Consider the following 20,866-nt stretch of genomic DNA (forward strand, 5'->3'; position numbering starts at 1 on the left):
CAGCAGTTGGCGCGTTGAGTTTCGCTCATCTTAAGCCGGAGTCAGGCAGACTGCCATCCTGCAGGCCAAGCGTCAGCCTCCGCGCTGCTCCAGCACTTTGGCGACGACCGGTGCCGCCGAGAACGCCTTGGGCCAACCGGCGTAGAAGGCAATCGTCGTGACTATTTCTCCAGCCTCGGTCGCGGTCAGGCCATTGTCCATCGCCTTGTTCAGGTGGAAGGGAATCTGTTCCGCTTGTCCCATCGTCATCAGTGCGGCCACCGTGACCATGCTGCGGTCGCGCGGGGCGAGATCGGGGCGCAGCCAGAGATCGCGGAAGAGATAGTTGGTGGTGTAGTCGACCAGCCCCGGCGTGACGGCGGCGAACTGTGCGCTGACATGGGTACTGCGCGCCGCCTCCGCCGCTTCGTCGAGCGGAAGCAGTCGGGGGGAAACGTCCGGCAACTGATCGGCGCCGATGCCGCGTCTTTCGAACACGGCAGCTATGGGTGCAACAGCGTTCATCGCATTGCCCCAGCCGGTATAATAGGCAAGGTGCAGCACGGCTTCCGACAGTTCGGCGGGCTTCACACCGTATTCGAGGGCCTTCTCAGCGTAGGCACCCACTCCGGCACTCTCGTCGCGCGCGATCAGTGCGGCGATTGCCACGAGGGCACGATCTCGTGGGGAGAGCCCTGTCCGCTTCCAGAGATCGCCGTCGATGCGCTGTTCGGTGTGCGCCGCCAGCGCCGGCGATACGCTGCCTGAAGGCGCGGTTATCTTCGCTTCAAGGTCACCTGCGGTCATAGTCGTCAATCCTGCCAGTAGGGGAAGCAGAGCTTTCATGGTCGGCTCCTGCCTTGGATATATGTCAATGCGCGGTGAAGCCGCCATCAACGGGAAGTCCCACGCCGATCACGAAGCTGGCGCCGGGGCTGCACAGCCACAGCACTGCGGCGGCTACCTCGTCGGCGTGCCCAAGGCGGCCGATCACCTGTTCGCGCATGATCTCGGCCATGGCTTCGCGCTGGCCTTCGAGCATGTCGGCGACCATCGGCGTATCGATGGTTCCGGGGCAGACCGCGTTGATGCGGATGCCGCGCGGCGCATATTCCATGGCCGCGCTCTTGGTCATGCCGAGCACTGCGTGTTTGGTGCCGTGATAGGCCGCGCGCTGCGGCAGGCCGACGAGCCCGCCAAGCGAGGAACAGTTGACGATGGCACCCGAACCTTGCGCGCGCATCACCCGCAATTCGTGCTTCATGCAGGCCCAGACCCCGCGCTGGTTGACGGCGGTCACGCGGTCGAACTGGTCGCCCGGCTCGTCCGCCGCATCGGAGGGCGGCACCTGAATGCCGGCATTGTTGAATGCCATGTCGAGGCGGCCGAACTCGGCCACCGCCTTGTCCACCATGGCCGAGACTTGCGTTTCGTCCGCGACATCGCAGGCGAACGCAATGGCACGGCCACCTTCGCGGACGATGCGCGCGGCCTCCTGCTCGGCGCGATCGCCTTCCAGATCAGCGAGCAATACGGAGGCGCCACTCTGCGCGAACATGCGGGCGGTGGCCAGGCCCATGCCCTTGGCCGCCCCGGTCACGAGCGCGACCTGGCCGTTGAAATCATACGTCGGATTCATTGCCTGTTCCTATCGTGCGGTAAGCGCGGCGGCCTGATATTCGGCGGCGCTCACCGGTTCTTTCCAGTCGACATTGCGGCCATCGACCGTTTCGGTAATCGCAAGGTGGGTCATGGCGCCGTTGGCCGTGGCTCCATGCCAGTGCCGCACACCGGGTGCGACGGTGACAGTGTCGCCCTTGCAGATACGACGCACGGGAGCACCTGCTTCCTGAGTCCAGCCGCATCCATCGGTCACGATCAGGGTCTGCCCGGCCGAGTGCGTGTGCCAATGCGACCGCGCACCCGGAGCAAATGTCACCGATCCGACCGACGCCTGTGCCGGCGGCTGCGGTTTGGCCAGAATTCCTACCGAGACATCACCGGTGAAGCTATCCGGCGATCCTTTTACCACCGGTATTTCGTGCTGATGGACAACTTGCGCATGCCCTGCGGCGCCTGCCGCGAGAGAAGCAATGGCTATGAGCGTAGCCACCCTCATGCCTGCGGACCAGCCAGATACTGCTCATCCGTCACCGGTTCGAGCCAATCCACGTTCTTGCCGTCCAACGCCTCCTGAATGGCGATGTGGGTCATTGCCGTGGTCGGGCTGGCGCCGTGCCAGTGCTTGTGGCCGGGCGGGCACCAGATGACGTCTCCGGCGCGGATTTCGACGATCTCCTCGCCTTCGCACTGGGTCCAGCCGCAACCGCTGGTGACGATCAGGGTCTGGCCGAGAGGATGTGTGTGCCAGTTGCTACGCGCGCCGGGCTCGAAAGTAACGGCAGCGCAGCTGTGGCGCGCCGGTTCCGTGGCGGTGTTGAGCGGATCGATCCGCACCGTTCCGGTGAACCACCCAGCCGGACCGGCGAGAGATGGCTGCGATCCTGCACGTTTGAGATGCATGGAGAATGTCCTTCGGATTGAACGACAGGCCGTACTGTTCGGCGGTCCATCGAATGCGTCTCAGGATGCACCTCCGCGCGCCTTCCACGTCATGAGAAGATCGCCACGAACTCTTGCGCGGAATTCAACGTGCGAGATCGTCTACCTCGCGTACAATGCAGATATTGCCTGAAATGCGGGACAGTCCCGCGTCCCGCCCTGCCGCAGCGTTGAGGATCACTTCATGAAGCATATCTGCTGGAAGGCTGTGGCCGGGTTTTCGTTTCTGGTTTGGAGTATGTCCGCAATGGCCGAAACCGTGCCGATGGTCCGACTTGCCGAACTCGAAATCGCACCCGAAAGCATCGAGGCTTATAAGGTGCATTTGCGGGAGGAGATCGAAGTTTCCATGCGCAGCGAACCCGGCGTGCTGATGCTCTACGCCGTCGCCGTTCGGGGGCAGCCTAACCAGATTCGCCTGACCGAAGTCTATGCCGACCAGGCCGCCTACGACGCGCATATTCGCAGCGCCCATTTCCTGAAGTACAAGATGGCGACAGCGAACATGTTGCGATCATTGACGCTGACTGATACGGATCCGATCTCGCTCGAAAGCAAAAGCCTTCCTGCAGATTGAGGGCTTGCTCGCTTCAGCATTGGCACTGTCAAGCACTGGGAATGGGAAAACGAATTCATTGCGCCCTTCGATGTGTTCGCTGCTACCACCAGCTAAGCTCGTGCGACGGACTTGGAAGCTACCGGTATCGCTTCGAGTTTAGGTCTACGCTTGCAGTCGCCTGAATCGTGGTCAGCTTCCCGCCCGTCCAAGGCATCCAAAATAAGGAAGCTGTCGGTCCGCACCTGAGAGCGGAAAATCTGCGTCTGAGAGTCCGATAGGGGTCGACGCAGGACAGCAGAAAATCATCCCGCCTTGCTCGCTCGAAACTCAAGTTCAGCCTTAAGAGTTGCAATTAGCGGTGGGCAGCACCCTGTCCCTGAGTTGGTCACGCCACTCATAACTTTGCCGCTGGAGAGGCCGTGGGAAAATGCCAGTCGCCGTCCACGATCACTTGCTGCGGACGGTATAATCGCACCAGATAATTCCAGCCGGGCATGATCCGCAGGTAGTTGGGTGCTTGGGGATCGCCGCCGAAATGGACCGTTACCGTGCCATCCTCGTTCGGGCTGGCGGTAACGTTGTTCACCGAGATCGCGTTTTCGGGCGCCTCATAATAGCCCTTCTGATTATAGACGGTGATCGACCAGAAGGCGTCCACCGGCACAGCCCCGACCGTCAGCACATAGGGCGTGTTGCCGTCATTATCGGCGGGCTGGAACGGGAAATAGAAAGCGTCATGCTCGTTATTGCCGCCCCAGCCGCCCGCCGTTCCGAACAGCCGTCGCACCGGGTCCACCTGGTCCGGCCGTCCGAAGGCCCGCTTTGCATCCGGCATGTATACAGCCCCGGCCAGAAGCGCCGCGCGCACATTGGCGAGATTCTGCGGATCCCAGGCGGGCACTTCAAATGAACCCACCGACGCCTGCTCCACTTGGATCTGATCCTGCAGGGCGGCACCGGCCGCCAGATCGTCGGGACTGAGCGAGTCCATGAAGGTCCGTATGAAGACATAGGCAAAGCGGCTTCCGACGCTGTCAGCCGTGAAGCTGTAGGTGCCGGCGCCATAGCTAACATGCTGGATATAATGGTCTTCGCTGATCACCAATAGCGACTGGAAGCGGCCCTTTGGGTCCGGCATCGTGATCGTCAGCGGCGAGGTCAAGTCGAACACGCCTTCGCTGTAGGGCGTGTCGAGGTTAAGGCGGATGATGATCTGCTGGTCCACCGGCGTTGGGCCACGCGCATGCAAGAGTTTGGCGAAGCAGCCCTTGTCCACCGCTTGCTTCATATAATGATGTGTTTCGACCCGGATGAAATTGTCGAGATTGACCGGTACCAGCGGCGCGGCGGCCATCGTCGTGTTCGCAGTCATGCCTTCCCCCTATTCTGCCAGCGTCGGAATCGGTGCGCTCCAGCTGCCGTCCAGTACCGACTGTTGCGGCTGATATAGCCGCAGCATGTAATTCCAGCCGGGCATGATACGGAGGTAATTGGGCGCCTTGGGATTGCCGCCGAAATGCAGCGTCACCGTGCCGTCCGCATTCGGTGTCGCGGTGACGCTGTTGAAGGAAACAGCGTCCACTGGGGCCTCGAAAAATCCGTCCTTGTTGTAGACGATCAGGCTCCAGAAGCCGTCCACCGGAACGTTGGCCAGCGTCATCACATAGGGGGTCGTGCCGTCGTTCGCCGTCACGCTGCCCGAGATATACATTGCGTCCTCGGCCGCGTTCCCGCCCCAGCCGGCCGAGGTGTAGATCAGGTGATGCACCGGATCGACAGCCTTCTCGTCGCCAAAGCGCCCCTTCGGATCCGGCTCGAACGCGGCCAGTTCGTTCAGCAGGTCATGCAGTCTGGCGCGCTGGGCCTGGTCGAAATCCACCAGTTCAAGCGTCCCCGCGTCGGCCTGGCTCAAAACGATTCCGTCTTGGGCGGCGTGCGCGGCCTGTACATCCTGCGGATCGGCCGGGTTCAGGAAGGTGCGGCAGGCTACTACCGCATAGCGCGTGCCCACCATATCGTGGGTGAGCTGGTAGGTGCCCGGCTTGTAGACGACCAGCTTGATATAATGATCCTGGTTGATCACCATCAGCGACTGAAAGCGTGTGCCGGTATCGGCCTTCACAATGGTCGCGGGCGAAGTCAGGTCCAGCACCGCATAGCTGTAGAGCGTGTCGCGGTTCAGGCGGATGACGGCCTGATTGTCCACGGCTGGCGCGTCGCGGTCATGTTTGAATTGACCGTACGCTCCCTGCGCAGACAGCTGTTTGAGGTAAAGCTCCGTTTCGGCGCGCCTGAAATTGTCCACCGTCACCGGAACGGTTGCCGTAGATCCTGTCATACCTGCTCCATCGCGAATCCGCCGACAGCCCGGGCAATACAGTCGCCCGCCCTCTTGGTTCCCGCCAATCGGGGCGAACCCGCAGACGTTTGGGGGGAAAGGACTTAGCTGGTCTTGGATGCGGAGGATCGTCCCGGTAGGAATTGAACGGTCGATAGTAGGAGTAGCAAGCAGGGAATCTGCCCCCGCGAATCTGCCAGTCTACGGACGGCTGGAGTGTCTTTGTTTCGAAGGCGATCAGTGCCTTGCCGTCATTAGAGGGTGCGAGGTTTGAATAGCTGAAGGTCCGGACCTGGGGATCGAAATTTTGCCCATGAACGACAAAGATGGGTCGAGGGAGGAAGGGGCTGCTTGTCGCTATTCCAAGACCATTTCCTCGCCGGTCCGGTAGCTTCGGGTGAGTTGCACGATTGAAGCTTTCGATCGCCGAAGCCACGCCTGGAAGATCTGTATGGTCCTGGAGCTGCAGTGGAGGGGGCCTATGCCTTTCTCCGCTGCTCTCTGACTGCACGGTCTACCTGCACCAAGCGAAGCTCTATTCGCATAGCGTCCGATCGTGTCCCGGGAGGTGGTGTAGCTGAGGGTTGAGGTGGTCACCGTGATTTTCGGATAGGTTTGGGTTGCGAAACTCGAACCTGACGGAAGGAATCACGATGACCGATCCGATGATGCACCTGCGTTCGCTGGTAGAGAAGACCCCGGACGCGGATATTCTACGCGAGATGATCTCGTTTGCCGCCGAGCGGCTGATGGAGATGGAAGTCGGCAACCTGACTGGCGCTGGCTACGGCGAGAAGTCTCCCGACCGGCTTGTTCAGCGCAACGGGCACCGCGAGCGCGACTGGCAGACGCGGGCCGGCACTGTCGAGCTGCGGATCCCAAAGTTGCGCAAAGGCAGCTACTTTCCCGTTTTCCTCGAACCACGTCGGATGGCGGAGCGGGCGCTGACTGCGGTGATCCAGGAGGCCTACATCCAGGGCATTTCCACCCGCTCAGTGGACGATCTGGTCAAAGCGCTTGGCATGGACGGCATCTCCAAGAGCCAAGTGAGCCGCCTATGTGAGGAGCTCGACGAGCGCGTGCATACCTTCCTGGACCGCCCGATCGAAGGGGATTGGCCGTACCTTTGGATCGACGCAACCTACGTGAAGGTTCGGCAGAATGGGCGGATCGTCTCGGTGGCGGTGATCGTCGCGGTAGGCGTGAACAGCGACGGTCGCCGCGAAGTGCTGGGCATGGACATCGGCGCCTCGGAAGCCGAGCCTTTCTGGACCGCCTTCCTGCGCAAGTTGACGCGCCGAGGACTGCGCGGCGTCAAGCTGGTCATCTCCGACGCGCACGAAGGCATCAAGGCAGCCGTCTCCAAACTGCTCTGTGCCACGTGGCAGCGCTGCCGGGTTCACTTCATGCGCAATGCGCTGGCTCATGCCGGTAAAAGCGGCCGCAGGGTTGTCTCCGCCTTCATCGCCACCGCCTTCGCTCAGGAAACACCCGAGGCCGCCAGCCAGCAATGGCGTGCCGTGGCCGATCAGGTGCGACCCAAACTGCCCAAACTGGCAAACCTGATGGATGAAGCCGAACCCGATGTGCTGGCCTACATGACCTTCCCGCGCGAGCATCGCGCCAAATTACACAGCACAAACCCCATCGAGCGCCTCAACGGCGAAATCAAACGCCGCACGGATGTCGTCGGCATCTTCCCCAATGAGGCTGCCATCACCCGACTCATCGGCGCTATCCTCATGGAACAGTCAGACGAATGGGCCGTCCAGCGTGCCCGCTATATGACCCTTGAAACCATGGCGCCGGTCAGCGACAATCCAATCACCATGCTCTCAGCAGTCCCAGGAGCATGAACGGCCCAGACGGATGCCGAAATGCGCGGCGCCTCGGCTTCAGCTACACCACGCCCCGGGACACAGTCTAGCGTCCACCTCGTTTAACAAGGACCGACGCGAGCTCGTCTCTGGTAAACCGTCGAGCAAGAATTCTGCTCAAAACCCTATCCTCCTCCCGCCTTGAGGCTTGATCGCGCATTCGGCGGCAAGACGTTCGACGATATCCTCGGCGCTGACCGCAGGGGCATGGCGCAACTGGCGGGCAACGAAGGCGAAGTCCCCCGGGGTCAACGTACCAAGCGCCGCCAGCGACGCAGGCGCCTTGTGCGAAAACCAGCTTTCGAACGCCTTCGCCGCTTCTCCCGGGCCCAGCGGACGCAGTTCCAGCTTGAAGACAAAACGGCGCAGCGTTGCTGGGTCGCGCGCGCCGTCCCGCAGCAGCTCAAGCTCATCGGACCAGAACTGCATCATCGAAACTCGCTCATTCCAATACTTGCCCCGGGTGTAAGCCCGACGCACGCCATTGTTCTCCATGTGAGCCAATTGGCGCTCAATGGCATCCGGATTGAAGCGTCCGGTCTCATTGAGCAGCGTTGCTGCCATCGCCCGGAAACCGGGCGCCGACATTTCTTCCTGCGCAAACCCTAGAGTGCGCAGCGCCGCGTTCACCGTGTTCTCGGACATTGGCCGCCGCCAGCCGCGATTGGATGAAAAGCAATAGGGGGCATGACCCGTGAGCTCCCATAGCTCCTCGAACAGGCCCATGACCTGAAAGGATAGCGGAACCCTGTGTGGGCGGCGCATCTTCATTTTGTGGGCAGGTAGATTCCAGATTGCCCGCTCGAAATCGAATTCCGCCCATTCCGCCTGACCAAGCTCGCCAGGGCGTACAAAGAGGTGCGCTGATAGCCTGAGCGCATAATGTGTCACACCATGACCCGCGAAAGCTTCGGTCGCACGCATGGGGTCGCCCGCACGATCGGGCGTGGTGATCGCAGCCAGATGTTTGGTTTTGGGCACCGTCAGCGCGCCTCTCAGATCGCTCGCAGGATCGCGCTCGGCGCGCGTGGTTGCAATGGCGTAGCGAAACACCCGACTGAGCACGCTTGCGCATGCGCCGGGCGCTCTCATAGCGTCCGGTTGCCTCAATTGACCGCAGAACGCTCAGAACCTCTTACGTCGTGATTTTCGCGACGGGGCGATTGCCGACCTTGGGGTCGGCCTTGTCGAGCAACCACTTGAGCTTACTGACCGTAATTTCGGCCATGCCCTCGTGCTCGTTCTTCGCGATCCACTCCACGGCCACCGCCTTGAACGTCTCACTCTCCCCCACTCGCGCCCGGGCCGCATCGACCTTCTTCTGATGAGAAGTGTCGACGCCATTGGCCAGGAGCCGCTTTGCCTCCTCACGCCGCACACGCGCGTCAGCGAGTCCGATCTCCGGCCAGGGACCGAAGGCCAACGTGCGCTGTTTGCCGAGGTAGGTGTAATTGAGGCGCCAGAGCTTCGAGCCGTTGGGCCGGACGAGCAAATAGAGCCCGCCACCATCAGACAGTTTGTAATCCTTGTCGCGAGATTTTGCGCTGGCGACTGCGGTGGCGAAGAGCGAGGCTATAGGGAAAGCGTCCTTGCTGCAGGACGGATTTCGATACCTCGCGGGATACCAAGTTTGTTCCCGATTGGCGCCGGATCCACCCGAATGTGAGCGGACGATATATAGCGGAAAAATTGAGGTTTTTCAGCCTCTCCGCGGACGCCGGTGGACGTCCGCGGATGAGAGCTTGGTGCCCAGAAGAGGACTCGAACCTCCACGCCCTTGCGAGCGCCAGCACCTGAAGCTGGTGCGTCTACCAATTCCGCCATCTGGGCACGGAAGCGAGGGGGCCGTTGTTGCCGTCCTCGCCGGGTAGGAGGGCGCCTCTAAGGGGCTCCTTGATTCGTGTCAACGCCCCTCAGCCAAGTTTTTTCAATTCTTTCGAAAATGGGCGAAAATTCGTCTTCACGCCGATCCGCCCCTCCCCTCGGTTGCCCGCGGACCTGCCTTGTGCCAATCCTATCGCCCATGCGCGAAGGCGGCGCTGGCGGCGTTTTCCCCCTTCGCCGCGCCGACACCATGCTGAAGGAGCCGATCAGACCATGAGCCCAGGCAACCCCGATTCCCTTTCCGGCAAGATCGTCACCCTGCTGGGCGGTAGTGGATTTCTCGGCAGGCATGTCGTGCAGGAACTGTTCGAGCGTGGCGCGCGCGTACGCGTGGCCAGCCGCAATCCGGACAAGGCATGGTCGATCAAGCCGTTGAGCAACCTTGGCCAGATCCAGTTCGCCCGCGCGGACGTGACCAAGCTCGACTCACTGGCGCGTGTGTTGGAAGGATCCGACGCGGTGGTGAACCTTGTCGGCGCCTTCGACGGCAATCTGGATGCCGTACAGGGTTCCGGCGCCGGCCGCATCGCCGCTGCCGCCCGGGCGGCCGGAGCGCAGGCCATGGTCCACGTCTCCGCCATCGGCGCCGATGCGGGATCGGACGTCGCCTATGCCCGCACCAAGGCGGAAGGCGAGCAGGCCGTGCTGGCCGAGTTTCCCACCGCCACGATCGTGCGTCCCTCCATCATGTTCGGCCCGGATGATAACTTCGTGATGATGTTCGGCGACCTGATCGCCCGTGCGCCGCTAATGCCGGTCTTCGCGCCTGAGGCGAAGCTGCAGCCGGTCTTCGTGGACGACGTGGCCGAAGCGATCGCCATCGCGCTGAGCGTACCCGAAGTGCATGGCGGCAAGACGTTCGAACTGGCGGGCCCCGAAATCTACACGATGCTCGATTTCAACAAGCGCATCATGGCCGCGCAAGGTCGCCATCGCGCGCTGGTTCCCTTCTCCGACGCGGTAGGCGGCCTGATCGCCGCCCTGCCCGGCACGCCGATTTCCACCGACCAGTTCAAGCTGCTGAAAGCGGGCAATCTTGCCAGCGGAACCCTTCCCGGCCTTGCCGAGATCGGCGTGACGCCGCGCCCGCTGGAACTCTTCATCGATCGCTGGATGACCCAGTTCCGCAATCACGGCCGCTTCGGCACCAAGCCCGCCAGTGCCTGAAACGGAAAGGGCCACCCTTGAGGGTGGCCCTTTCCGTTGTAGCGCTTCGGGGGATCCCGAGCGTCAGGCGTCGACTTCGGCGTAGTGGCTGGGCGGCTGGATCACTTCCATGCGCTCGCTGAGCAGCGGGCGGAACGAGGGGCGCGACTTCATCACCAGATACCAGCCGCGCGCCTGTTCGTGGCTCGACCAGTCGAGGCCGCCCAGATAGTCCGCCACCGAAATCTGCGCGGCGGCGGCCAGATCGGCCAAGGTCATCGTCGAACCCGCCAGCCAGGGCCGGTTGTCGATCAGGTAATCGATGTAGTCGAGGTAATCATGCGCCAGCTTCATCGATTCGCGCAGGATCTTGGCATCGGGCGATTGGCGCAGGACGAGGCGCTTCTTCATGCGTTCGTGCAGCAGCGGGCCGGACACGTCGTTGAAGAAATTCTCATCGAACATCGCGATCAGGCGGCGGATTTCGGCGCGCTGCTGCACGGTGCCGCTGATCTGCGGGTTCCGCTCCACCGTTTCCTCGAAATATTCGCAGATTGCCCGGCTGTCCGACAGGACGATGTTGCGTTCCGCCTCCTTCACCACGGGGGTGCGGCCCGCCGGGTTCATCGCGAAGAGCCTGTCCTCACCCTCCCAAGGGCGCGCGGTCTGGAGTTCGTAGGCGATGCCCTTTTCGGCCATCAGCAGGCGAACCTTGCGGCTGAACGGGCAGAGCGGGAACTGGAAGATGTGCCACATGGCGATTTTGAATGCCAAACCCGCCCGCAAGCGTCCACCCGAAGCGCTTCCGGGCCAGCGCTCGCGCGGCGAAACGCGTGGATAACTGCGCATCTTGCCGATCACGCGCCCCGGCGATGCGCCGTGCAGCCTGCCGGGGTGTAGCTTACCGGGGCGATGCGAGCACCACCGCGATATTCCCCGTCTTGCGCGCGCTGTCGATTGACCCGAAGGCGTGCTGCGGCGAAACCATCGCCACCCGAAAACCGGACCACCGCAAGGGACTCTGAAATGTTCAGCCACATCTGCGTCGGCAGCAACGACCTTCACTCCGCCAAGACCTTCTATGACGCCGTATTCGGCACGATGGGCGCGACGCCGCTGATGGCGGATCCCGCCGCCGGCCGTCTTGCCTATGGCCACAACGGCGCGAATTTCATGGTGGTGAGCCCGCTGGACGGCAATACGGCCACTTTCGCCAACGGCGGCACTGTGGGCTTCACGATGGACAGTACCGAGGCAGTAGACGCCTGGCATGCCGCCGGTTGCGCGGCGGGCGGCGCGAGCTGCGAGGATGCGCCGGGGCCGCGCGAATTTCCGTTCGGCACGCTCTATCTCGCCTACTTGCGCGACCCCGATAACAACAAGCTCTGCGCGATGTACCGCGCGGGCTGATCTGCCTTCAGCACCGGCCCGTGCAGCGACGCGGGCCGGCCTTTCCGGGAGAGAGACGATGATCCTGAAGAGCCTGCGCCTTGGCACCAATGACCTTGAAAAAGCACGCGAATTTTACGACGCGACATTCGCGACGATGGGCATCGCGCCCTGCCAGTCGACGCCCGAATGGCCGATCGTGATGTGGGATGTCGATGGCCTGAAATTCCTGCTGGGCCCTGCCCGCGACGGGCAGCCGGCCACCCATGCCAATGGCGGCACGATCATCTTCGAGGCGCCGGACGAGGACACCGTGCGCGCGTGGCATGCCGCCGGCATCGCCCATGGCGGCGCGTGCGAGGGCCAGCCCGAGGCGAAGCCGCAGGCGCGCGGCGCTTTCGGCGCCTATATGCGCGATCCGGACGGCAACAAGCTGGGCATGTACGCCGGGCTCAAGATGGGCTGAGCGGGCGGTTCGGGTCACCTCAGGCGAGCGTGACCCGAACGGCACCTAAAGGCACCTAGGCACACCACAGCGCGCTTACACGTCCTCGCGCTTGTAGAGCGTGCCGCCCTTCATGATCGCGGAGAAATTGCGCCCCGGATCGCCGATCAGGTTGATGTTGGATAGCGGCCGAATCCGATGCCCGTACTCCCCGTGATCGCCGCGAAGGCGGTGCTTCTCTTGCTCAGGGGCGAGAGAGGAGGGGACCGCGCCTGCGAGGGGGCGACGATGTGAGGAATGGGCCTGCCGGCAGGACCCGAGCCGGCCCGCCCGGCGCTTACGCCCCCGCCAGCTTCTTGCGGAACAGCTTACGCACCAGCCTGTCCTCAAGGATGCGCCCGATCACATAAAGCGTCGCGAAGATTCCGGCGAAGACATAGGCGGCCGTGGGCGAACTCTTGTCCTTCCCCTCATCCTTGCCGTCCTTTTCCTTGTCCTTCTTGGCGTCGGGCTTTTCGGGTTCGGGCGCGCCGAGGGCCTTGTCGATCGGGTTCATCGGCGCCTGCGCCTTCTCCTTTTCGGCTTTTTCGGCCGCCGCCTTTTCCGCTGCCGTCGGCGGCTTTTCCAGCGCGCCCAGCACCACTGTCAATTGCCCGAAGGCCAGGAACAGCAGCGGTGCCAGAAAGCAAAACAGCAGCGCCCGGCTGGTCAGGTGATAATGCAGCACCGAGCCGCCAGCGCCCTGTTCGATCTGCAGCACGCCGCCATCGAACACCGCCATCTTGTCCTGCGCGGCCTGATCCTTCTTGCGGAAAGTCAGCCTGTCGTCGGTCCGTTCGTGATTGGTGCCATATTCATCGAACAGCGAATCGAGCCGCTTGAAAGCATCATCGCTCGATTGCCCGGGGGCGAGCGTCAGGCTGCCCCTGATGTGCCAGATCCAGTCGATGAAGCGCGCGGTCATGGTATCCCCTTTTTGGGAGCGTTTCTTGGCGACAGCACTCGGGCCGAACCGGTCATGGGCGACCCGGCCTGAGCAGCTGGAATAGTTTGTGAAAGGGCGGGCCGGTCCCGCTGCCCGGCAGGCGTTACTCGGCAGGAACCGCGACCGGATCTTCCCGGCGGAAGCGTTCCTTCATCGTCTTCCACGCTTCGGTGAAGGGGAAGGTCATCTGTTCGCGGATCGACATACGGCGGCCGCCTTCCATGCCCAGCAGTTCCGCCTCGCCATCGATGCAGGTGCCGAACATGCGATCGATGAAGATGAAGGTGTTGGAATAGTTGCTGCGGCTGGCTTCATAGTCGCGCGAATGGTGGACGCTGTGGTGTTCGGTGGTGTTGAACAGGAACCGCCACCAGCGCGGCGAATTGAAGCGCACGTTGATGTGCTGGTAGGCGCCGACGGCCATGCCGAAACTGCCGGCCAGCAGCGCCGCGCGCGGCAGGAAATCGAAGAAGCCGCCGAAACCGAGGCCGATCAGGAACAGTTCGGTCGGGTTTCCCACCGCGCCTTTGTTGATGTTCAACTGGGTGATGTAGTGGTGCACCGAATGGCTGAGCCAGAGCGGATACCAGTTATGCATCCCGCGATGCATCCAATACTGCCCGAAATCGAAGATGAACAGGATCAGGAACGCCTGCACCAGCAGAGGAAGACCGGTAAACCAGCCGAACTTTTCCCAGTTGAACGCGTGCTGGATCGCTTCCGTCATCACGCCGTCGCCGATGTAGTTTTCCACCAGGCTCAGCGCGGTATAGCCAAGGCCGACATAGAACAGGTCGACAGTGACTTCCTTCCAGGTGATCTGCCAGCTTTCATGGCGCGGGAAGAACCATTCCATGGCCATCAGCAGCACCTTGAAACCGATGCCGATGGCAATGGCGGTCGATGCTTTGGCGATGGAATTGGGGGCGTAGTACCAGAACGCCAGCAGCGCGAAGAGGACGGTGGGCTGGAACCAGGTGAAGATGAATTGCTTCACCGGACCGCCTTCCACGCGGGGGACGTTTTCCCACCCCACGGTGACCGGCGATTGGGTGCCTATCAGCCTCTTACCAACCAGAACTCCGTCCATACCCCTGACCCCGTAATACTAGGCTGCCCGCATCAGTAATACTAATTGAAGGCATCGTAATACGAACGCAATGGTTCGTCCAGATCATATTGCAGGTGCGAAGAATCGCAGTTTCGGCGCCATTCTCGCATATTTGTTGCGCACACGCCAATCCGCAGGCCGCGCCGGGGCTGGCCTCTGCGCAATCGCAGCGAATCGTTGTTGGGTTGGAAAATGCCCCAGCAGGGCATTCGTGAGGGCGCGGGCTGGCGCCCCCCCGAATCCGCCCTCAGTGGATTTTCAAAAAATCAGCGCGAGAGCAGGAACACCGCATGTTCGGCGCGGAAGTTGGCGGCGGCGTCGCTGCACTTCTTGTCGCCCGAAAGGAACCACGCGCCTTCCACCTTGATCCCGCGTTCCTTCACCAGTTCGCGGAAGTCTTCCACGGTCAAGTGGTGGATGTTCGGCGTGGCGTACCACGGCACCGGCAACAGACGCGTGACCGGCATCCGCCCGCCCCACAGCAACGACACGCGCACGCGCCAGTGCGCGAAGTTGGGGAAGCTGACGAAGGCGCGGCGGCCGATGCGCAGCAGTTCTTCCAGCACCACATCGGGCCGCATGGTCGTCTGCAGGGTCTGCGAAAGGATCGCGTAGTCCACCGACTGGTCGGGATAGAACGCCAGATCCTTGTCGGCATCGCCCTGGATCACCGAGAGCCCCTTGCCGACGCAGACGCCGACATCATGGGAATCGAGTTCCATGCCGCGCGCATCGCAGCGCTTGTCATCACGCAGCGCCTGCATCAGCGTGCCGTCGCCGCAGCCGACGTCCAGCACGCGCGATCCCGGCGCGACATTGGCGGCAATCACCGCGAGATCGGGACGCAGCATGATCAGGAATCCGTTTGCAGAATGGCGGCGAAAGGCCCGGACAGCCGCTCCATCAGCCGGTCGGGCCGCACCAGTGGGTTGAAGCCCAGCTTGGCATAGACGCCGTGGGCATCCTTGGTGGCGAGCATGAAGCGGCGAATATCGGCATAGTCCGCGTTGTCGAGGAACCAGCCGACCATGCGGCGGCCAAGGCCCTGCCCGCGCGCCGGCTCATCCACCCAGACGTCGGCCAGCCAGGCGAAGCTGGCGCGGTCAGAGATCACGCGCGCGAAGCCGACCTGCGTGCCATCCGGCAGGTACGCGCCCAGGCAGTGCGATCCGGCGATCTGGCGCTCCACTTGCGCGCGCTCGACGCCGGGGGTCCAGTAGCTGGAGGTCAGCCAGCCGTGGATGCGGGCAACGTCCAGCCGCGATGCATCGTCGCTCAGTTCGATTTCGGGCATCTCAGCGGCCTTCACCCAGGAAGCCTTCGACCACGCGGTCCAGCGCCGGCACGTCCAGCAGGAACGAGTCGTGCCCGAACGGGGCGGAGAGTTCGACGAAGCTCACCGGCAGGCCGGCGGCATTGAGCGCGTGGACCACGTTGCGCGAATCCGCCGTGGGGTAGAGCCAGTCGGTATCGAAGCTGACGAGGCAGAAGCGCGCCTTCGACTTGGCGAAAGCATTGGCGAGCAACCCGCCATGTTCCTCGGCCAGATCGAAGTAGTCCATCGCGCGGGTGATGTAGAGGTACGAGTTCGCGTCGAAGCGGTCGGTAAAGGCCAGGCCCTGATAGCGCAGGTAGGACTCGATCTGGAAATCGGCGTCGAAGCCGAAAGTCTTTTCCTCACGGTCCTGCAGCCGGCGGCCGAACTTCTCGGTCAGCCCCGCTTCGGACAGATAGGTGATATGCGCGGCCATGCGCGCGACGGAGAGGCCCTTTTCGGGGCCTTTGCCGTGATCGTAGTAAGCACCCTCGCGCCATTCCGGATCGGCCATGATCGCCTGGCGGCCGACTTCGTGGAACGCGATGTTCTGCGCGGAGTGGCGCGCGGTGGAGGCGATCACCAAGGCCGCGCGCGTGCGATCGGCGAAGTTGGCGGCAAGGCTGAGCGCCTGCATCCCGCCCATCGATCCGCCGACCACGGCATAGAGGCTGCCGATCCCCAGCGCGTCCAGCAGGGCGACGTGGCCGCGCACCATGTCGCGCACGGTGATCACCGGGAAGCGCATGCCCCAAGGCTTGCCGTCTTCGGCCAGGCTGGCCGGCCCGGTGGAGCCCATGCAGGAGCCGATGACATTGGCGCAGATCACGAAGAAGCGATCGGTATCGATCGGTTTGCCGGGGCCAACCATGCGCACCCACCAGCCGGGCTTGCCGGTCTTGGGATGGTTGGAGACGACGTGGTGGTCCCCGGTAAGCGCGTGGCAGATCAGGATCGCGTTGTCCTTCGCCGCATTGAGCGTGCCGTGCGTCTCGTAAGCGATGCGCACGCCGGGAAGGCTCTGCCCGCCATCGAGCGGGAGCGGCTGGGTCAGTTCGAGAACCTGACTGGAGTCGGTGATCTGCGTGGTAGCCATGATGAACTGAGCCAAGTGGGGGACGGTGTTCCCGCTGTCAATTGTTCTGGCCGGTTTGAAAAGTGCGCGGGTGCGCATTTTCGTTACTTTACCTGCGTGGCCGTCTCCAACCCCGCTCAGGCTGAGCTTGTCGAAGCCCCCGGAGGCGTAGCGCTGGGCCCACATCCTTCGACAAGCTCAGGATGAGCGGAGTGGGGCCGAAGGAGCACTTTCAACAAGTCCTGCCAACCCAAACTCCGTCATCCCCGCAAAGGCGGGGATCCCGCTTCCTTTTTGCCACGCCGCAAACAAGAACAAGAATAAGCGGGCCCCCGCCTTCGCGGGGGCGACGGAGTAATATGTCGGAAGCTTGGCTCAGGAACGGCGCAGCATTGTGACGAGCGGCAGCCCAGCGCCGGATCGATCCGTTCCCCCACGCCGAAATCGCCCCCTGTCCTTCGCCGCCCCGCTGGGTTAAAGGCCGGGCCATCATGACCGACAGCCAGACCATCAGCACCCGCCAAGCCCCGCAGCCCAAGCCGTGGATCGACGCGATCCATGCCTATGTGCCCGGCAAGTCGAAGGGCAAGGACGGCAAGCCGCTGATCAAGCTGTCCGCCAACGAAAACCCGCTGGGCACTAGCCAGCACGCGCTCGATGCGCGGGCGCAGGCGCCGGCGCTCTATCCCGATCCGGACAGCACCGCGCTGCGCGCCGCGATCGCCGCCAAGCACGGGCTCGACGCCGCGCGCGTGGTGATGGGCACCGGCTCCGACGAGCTGCTGAACCTGGCCGCGCAGGGCTATGCCGGCCTTGGCGACGAAGTGATCTACGTGCGCTATGGCTTCTCGGTCTACGACATTGCCGCGCGGCGCTGCGGCGCGACGCCGATTGTCGCGCCCGATGCCGATTTCGGCACCGATGTCGACGCGCTGCTGGCGCTGGTGACCGAGCGTACGCGCGTGGTCTTCGTGGCCAATCCGAACAACCCCACCGGATCCTTCCTGCCGGGCGGCGAGATTGCCCGTCTGCATGCTGGCCTGCCCGCCGACGTGCTGCTGGTGCTCGATCAGGCATACGGCGAATATGTCGCGCCGGAGGATGACGACGGTTCGCTGGCGCTCGCCGCTGCGCATGACAATGTGCTGGTGACGCGCACCTTCTCGAAGATCTTCGGCCTTGCGGGTGAGCGCATCGGCTGGGCCACCGGCGCGCCGGGGCTGGTCGCCACGCTCAACCGCATTCGCGGGCCGTTCAACGTCTCCGCCACCGGGCAGGCCATGGCGCTAGCGGCGCTGGCCGACGATGCCTTCGTCGAGGCGAGCCGCGTCCACAACCGCGACGAGCGCGCCCGTTTCGTGGGCAAGCTGGCGGCGCTGGGCAACCACGGGCTGCGCCCGCTGCCGACGCAGGCGAACTTCGTGCTGGTGCTGTTCGAAGGCGCGCTGACAGCGGAAGCGGCGTTCGAGGGTCTGGCCGACCGCGGCTACATCGTCCGCTGGTTGCCGGGGCAAGGCCTGCCGCAAGCGCTGCGCATCACCATCGGCAAGCCCGAGGATATGGACGCGATCGCCGAAGGCCTGCGCGCAATGGCGGAAGCCGCACGATGAGCCTGAACACTATCGCCATCATCGGGCTTGGCCTGCAGGGCGGCTCCATCGGCCTTGCCGTGAAGGAATACCTGCCCGAAGCGCGCACCACCGGCTACGACATCAGCCCCGCCCACCGCGCCCGCGCCGCCGAGCGCGGTCTGGTGAACGAGGTCTGCGAGACGCCGGGCGATGCCGTGCGCGACGCCGATCTCGTCATCTTCTGCGTGCCGCCGGGCGCGATGGGCATGGCGGCCGAGCAAGTGCGCGATGCCCTGCCCGCGCATTGCCTGGTCAGCGACGTCGGCTCCAGCAAGCAGGCCATCGCGCGGGACCTTGGCGCGGCGCTGCCCGACCACATGGTGATCCCCGCGCACCCGGTGGCCGGCACCGAGAATTCCGGCCCCGACGCCGGCTTTGCGCACCTGTTCCGCAACCGCTGGTGCATCGTCACCCCGCCCGCCACCACGGACATGGTGAAGCTGAGCGAACTCGTCTGCTTCTGGGAGGCTCTCGGCGCCAATGTCGAGATCATGACGCCCGAGCATCATGACCTTGTTCTCGCCGTCACCAGCCACCTGCCGCACCTGATCGCCTATACCATCGTCGGCACCGCGTCCGACCTTGAGGATGTTACGCAGAGCGAGGTGATCAAGTATTCGGCCGGCGGCTTCCGCGATTTCACGCGCATCGCCGCTTCGGACCCGACGATGTGGCGCGACGTGTTCCTGTCCAACAAGGACGCGGTGCTGACGATGCTGCAGCGCTTCACCGAGGACCTGACCGCCCTGCAACGCGCGATCCGCGTGGGCGACGGCGATGCGCTGTTCGACCAGTTCAAGCGCACGCGCACGATCCGCCGCTCGATCATCGACGAAGGCCAGGACGATTCCCGACCCGACTTCGGCCGCAACGATCACGAGAACGGGAAATAGTTTTCCGGTAACGGGAGCCCGAACCTTGCTGGCGCTTTGAGCGGATAAGTCCTCCGCTCGGAGCCCATGCCGATGAAGCTCGCGATTACCACCCGGCTTGAATACAGCCTGCCCGGCCCCACCGACGTGCTCCTGCAACTGGAGGCGGCGATGATCCCGGAACAGGTGGTGCATCACGCGCATATCGCGCTGCCTCCGCTGGAACATTTCGCGCGGCTGCCGGGGCATGACGATATCGGCGACCGGCTCTGGCTCCATCTCTCCGGCACGTTGACGGTGGAATATACCGCCACGGTAGAGCCATGTCGGCTGCTCGCCCCGCTGGACGGCCTCGCCGCGCTGCCACCGCACATGTTGCCGGCGGAGACGGTGGACTACCTGCTGCCCTCCCGATTCTGCCCGTCCGACCGGTTTCAGGACTTCGTGCTGGAGCGCTTCGGCACGCTGGGTGGCGGCTCAAAAGTGACCGCGATCCGCGACTGGGTTTCCGGCCACATGGCCTATACGCCCGGCGCCAGCGACGCCCAGACCACGGCGGCCGACAGCTTCCGATCCGGCGAAGGCGTCTGCCGCGATTATGCCCACCTCGTCATCAGCCTGTGCCGCGCCGCCGCGATCCCCGCCCGCTTTGCCAGCGTCTATGCGCTCGGCGTCGAACCGCAGGACTTTCACGCGGTGGCCGAAGTGTTTCTGGACGGGGCGTGGCATCTGGTCGACGCCACCGGCATGAGCAGGCCCGAAAGCACCGCCAAGATCGGCGTCGGGGCCGATGCGGCGGCGGTGGCGTTCCTGACCAGCTATGCACCGGTGGAGATGATCAGCCAGTCGGTCGACGTGAGCGAGGCGGACTGAGCACCATCTTCCCTCCCGCATTCTTCGTCATCCCCGCGAAGGCGGGGATCCCGCTTACTTGCTCCAGCCTCGCCAGAAAGAACAAGCGGGGCCCCCGCCTTCGCGGGGGCGACGGGGTGTAGGGTGTGAGGGATAGCCCCCCTCACCCGTTCAGCGCGTTGATCGCTTGCTGCACCCGCGCTTCTACTTCCTCGCGCGGCAGGCCGGGTTCGATGCGCTGGCCGACCCGGATCACCACCGTACCCCGCTTCTTCCAGAGCCGGTGGTAGTATTGCCCCGAATCCACCGCCACCGGCACTACCGGCAGGTTCAGCAGCTTATAGAGCCCGGCAAAGCCCGATTGCAGCGGCACCACCTTCCCGTGCGGCACGCGCGTGCCTTCCGGAAAGATCGCCAGCGGACGCCCTTGCGCGGCGAAACCGCGCGCGGAGGAGACCATCGCCCGCAGCGCCTTGGCGCCCTCGTCGCGCATCACCGTTACCGCGCCGTAGCGGCTTGCCGCCCAGCCCCAGCCGGGAAGGTCCATCAATTCCGCCTTCGGGAACGGCGCCGGGTAGCTCATCATCGCGGGCAGGTCGATCGCTTCGAAAAAGCTTTCGTGTTTCAGCGCCACCAACACGCCCTCATCGGGCAATTGCCCCTCGATCCGCAGCTTGATCCCCAGCAACCAGCGGCAGCAGAAACGGTGGAACCGCGCCCACCCGCGCACCCGGCGGCGCATCGGCCCATCGCCCGCGAACGCGGCCAGCCAGACCAGCAGGACGCAGACCATCGTGCCCGGATAGAACACCAGATAGAAGGCAAGGCTGCGGATCACGTCGAGCG

At 63.6% G+C, this 20,866-nt stretch carries 23 protein-coding genes and 1 tRNA gene; 8 read left to right on the forward strand and 16 right to left on the reverse strand.

The window, feature by feature from the left end:
• Positions 1–72 precede the first annotated feature (72 nt).
• The 4 genes from ACZ1JC_RS26635 to ACZ1JC_RS26650 form a co-directional block, all read right to left on the reverse strand.
• Positions 73–786, reverse strand: coding sequence for a carboxymuconolactone decarboxylase family protein (locus ACZ1JC_RS26635; protein WP_465137297.1), 714 nt, complete (start codon positions 784–786; stop codon positions 73–75).
• 64 nt (positions 787–850) lie between these two features.
• A complete protein-coding gene (locus tag ACZ1JC_RS26640; RefSeq protein WP_465137296.1) occupies positions 851–1,618 on the reverse strand; it encodes a glucose 1-dehydrogenase in 768 nt (255 codons plus the stop codon).
• A 9-nt stretch (positions 1,619–1,627) separates the two neighbouring features.
• Entirely contained in the window at positions 1,628–2,098 is a 471-nt protein-coding gene (locus ACZ1JC_RS26645) for a (R)-mandelonitrile lyase (RefSeq protein WP_465148421.1), read from the reverse strand.
• Positions 2,095–2,502 carry a (R)-mandelonitrile lyase gene (locus ACZ1JC_RS26650; protein ID WP_465137294.1) on the reverse strand — a complete coding sequence of 136 codons (408 nt, stop codon included), beginning with the start codon at positions 2,500–2,502 and terminating at the stop codon, positions 2,095–2,097. The genes ACZ1JC_RS26645 and ACZ1JC_RS26650 overlap by 4 nt, the downstream gene beginning before the upstream one ends.
• 286 nt (positions 2,503–2,788) lie before the next feature.
• Between ACZ1JC_RS26650 and ACZ1JC_RS26655 the strand changes: the two genes are divergently transcribed.
• The gene (locus tag ACZ1JC_RS26655) at positions 2,789–3,118 is read left to right on the forward strand and encodes a putative quinol monooxygenase (protein ID WP_465148420.1); all 330 of its coding nucleotides are present in this window, start codon (positions 2,789–2,791) and stop codon (positions 3,116–3,118) included.
• A 376-nt stretch (positions 3,119–3,494) separates the two neighbouring features.
• On the opposite strand, the gene ACZ1JC_RS26660 is transcribed toward ACZ1JC_RS26655, so the two are convergent.
• Together ACZ1JC_RS26660 and ACZ1JC_RS26665 are read right to left on the reverse strand one after the other, a co-directional pair.
• Positions 3,495–4,454, reverse strand: coding sequence for a DUF1214 domain-containing protein (locus ACZ1JC_RS26660; RefSeq protein WP_465137292.1), 960 nt, complete (start codon positions 4,452–4,454; stop codon positions 3,495–3,497).
• Positions 4,455–4,481: 27 nt separating this feature from the next.
• A complete protein-coding gene (locus tag ACZ1JC_RS26665) occupies positions 4,482–5,411 on the reverse strand; it encodes a DUF1214 domain-containing protein (protein ID WP_465137291.1) in 930 nt (309 codons plus the stop codon).
• Positions 5,412–6,091: 680 nt separating this feature from the next.
• Between ACZ1JC_RS26665 and ACZ1JC_RS26670 the strand changes: the two genes are divergently transcribed.
• Positions 6,092–7,294 carry an IS256 family transposase gene (locus tag ACZ1JC_RS26670; RefSeq protein WP_465135341.1) on the forward strand — a complete coding sequence of 401 codons (1,203 nt, stop codon included), beginning with the start codon at positions 6,092–6,094 and terminating at the stop codon, positions 7,292–7,294.
• A gap of 138 nt (positions 7,295–7,432) precedes the next feature.
• On the opposite strand, the gene ACZ1JC_RS26675 is transcribed toward ACZ1JC_RS26670, so the two are convergent.
• The 3 genes from ACZ1JC_RS26675 to ACZ1JC_RS26685 form a co-directional block, all read right to left on the reverse strand.
• Complete coding sequence (locus ACZ1JC_RS26675) at positions 7,433–8,368, reverse strand: tyrosine-type recombinase/integrase (protein ID WP_465137290.1); 936 nt, start codon at positions 8,366–8,368, stop codon at positions 7,433–7,435.
• An 82-nt stretch (positions 8,369–8,450) separates the two neighbouring features.
• Positions 8,451–9,005, reverse strand: a complete 555-nt coding sequence (locus tag ACZ1JC_RS26680) for a tyrosine-type recombinase/integrase (RefSeq protein WP_465169093.1) — start codon at positions 9,003–9,005, stop codon at positions 8,451–8,453.
• Between the two features lie 53 nt (positions 9,006–9,058).
• A tRNA-Leu gene (locus tag ACZ1JC_RS26685) sits at positions 9,059–9,145 on the reverse strand.
• A 267-nt stretch (positions 9,146–9,412) separates the two neighbouring features.
• On the opposite strand from ACZ1JC_RS26685, the gene ACZ1JC_RS26690 reads away from it, so the two are divergent.
• Complete coding sequence (locus tag ACZ1JC_RS26690) at positions 9,413–10,366, forward strand: complex I NDUFA9 subunit family protein (protein WP_465137289.1); 954 nt, start codon at positions 9,413–9,415, stop codon at positions 10,364–10,366.
• Positions 10,367–10,429: 63 nt separating this feature from the next.
• Here ACZ1JC_RS26690 and ACZ1JC_RS26695 read toward each other — a convergent pair whose 3' ends face one another.
• The gene (locus ACZ1JC_RS26695; RefSeq protein WP_395333964.1) at positions 10,430–11,101 is read right to left on the reverse strand and encodes a glutathione S-transferase family protein; all 672 of its coding nucleotides are present in this window, start codon (positions 11,099–11,101) and stop codon (positions 10,430–10,432) included.
• Positions 11,102–11,371: 270 nt separating this feature from the next.
• Between ACZ1JC_RS26695 and ACZ1JC_RS26700 the strand changes: the two genes are divergently transcribed.
• A complete protein-coding gene (locus ACZ1JC_RS26700; RefSeq protein ID WP_465137288.1) occupies positions 11,372–11,755 on the forward strand; it encodes a VOC family protein in 384 nt (127 codons plus the stop codon).
• 58 nt (positions 11,756–11,813) lie between these two features.
• Positions 11,814–12,200 (forward strand): VOC family protein, encoded by a 387-nt coding sequence (locus tag ACZ1JC_RS26705; protein WP_465137287.1) that lies wholly within the window; start codon positions 11,814–11,816, stop codon positions 12,198–12,200.
• Between the two features lie 316 nt (positions 12,201–12,516).
• Here ACZ1JC_RS26705 and ACZ1JC_RS26710 read toward each other — a convergent pair whose 3' ends face one another.
• The 5 genes from ACZ1JC_RS26710 to metX all read right to left on the reverse strand — a co-directional run bounded on the left by ACZ1JC_RS26710 (position 12,517) and on the right by metX (position 16,686).
• The gene (locus ACZ1JC_RS26710) at positions 12,517–13,143 is read right to left on the reverse strand and encodes a hypothetical protein (RefSeq protein ID WP_465137286.1); all 627 of its coding nucleotides are present in this window, start codon (positions 13,141–13,143) and stop codon (positions 12,517–12,519) included.
• Between the two features lie 124 nt (positions 13,144–13,267).
• Positions 13,268–14,254, reverse strand: coding sequence for a sterol desaturase family protein (locus ACZ1JC_RS26715; protein ID WP_465137285.1), 987 nt, complete (start codon positions 14,252–14,254; stop codon positions 13,268–13,270).
• Positions 14,255–14,541: 287 nt separating this feature from the next.
• Positions 14,542–15,129: a methionine biosynthesis protein MetW gene (gene metW, locus ACZ1JC_RS26720; RefSeq protein WP_465138483.1), complete on the reverse strand. Its 588-nt coding sequence runs from the start codon at positions 15,127–15,129 to the stop codon at positions 14,542–14,544.
• A complete protein-coding gene (locus ACZ1JC_RS26725) occupies positions 15,129–15,569 on the reverse strand; it encodes a GNAT family N-acetyltransferase (protein WP_465137284.1) in 441 nt (146 codons plus the stop codon). Before ACZ1JC_RS26725 ends, metW begins: the two co-directional genes overlap by 1 nt.
• A gap of 1 nt (position 15,570) precedes the next feature.
• Positions 15,571–16,686: a homoserine O-acetyltransferase MetX gene (gene metX / locus ACZ1JC_RS26730; RefSeq protein ID WP_465137283.1), complete on the reverse strand. Its 1,116-nt coding sequence runs from the start codon at positions 16,684–16,686 to the stop codon at positions 15,571–15,573.
• Positions 16,687–17,156: 470 nt separating this feature from the next.
• On the opposite strand from metX, the gene ACZ1JC_RS26735 reads away from it, so the two are divergent.
• The 3 genes from ACZ1JC_RS26735 to ACZ1JC_RS26745 all read left to right on the forward strand — a co-directional run bounded on the left by ACZ1JC_RS26735 (position 17,157) and on the right by ACZ1JC_RS26745 (position 20,041).
• A complete protein-coding gene (locus tag ACZ1JC_RS26735) occupies positions 17,157–18,275 on the forward strand; it encodes a pyridoxal phosphate-dependent aminotransferase (RefSeq protein ID WP_465137282.1) in 1,119 nt (372 codons plus the stop codon).
• A complete protein-coding gene (locus ACZ1JC_RS26740) occupies positions 18,272–19,189 on the forward strand; it encodes a prephenate/arogenate dehydrogenase family protein (protein ID WP_465137281.1) in 918 nt (305 codons plus the stop codon). The genes ACZ1JC_RS26735 and ACZ1JC_RS26740 overlap by 4 nt, the downstream gene beginning before the upstream one ends.
• A 72-nt stretch (positions 19,190–19,261) precedes the next feature.
• Entirely contained in the window at positions 19,262–20,041 is a 780-nt protein-coding gene (locus ACZ1JC_RS26745) for a transglutaminase-like domain-containing protein (protein WP_465137280.1), read from the forward strand.
• A 142-nt stretch (positions 20,042–20,183) separates the two neighbouring features.
• Here ACZ1JC_RS26745 and ACZ1JC_RS26750 read toward each other — a convergent pair whose 3' ends face one another.
• A complete protein-coding gene (locus ACZ1JC_RS26750; protein ID WP_465138482.1) occupies positions 20,184–20,813 on the reverse strand; it encodes a lysophospholipid acyltransferase family protein in 630 nt (209 codons plus the stop codon).
• Positions 20,814–20,866: the final 53 nt, after the last annotated feature.

It is taken from the genome of Sphingomonas sp. BL-S-28 (assembly GCF_055521515.1).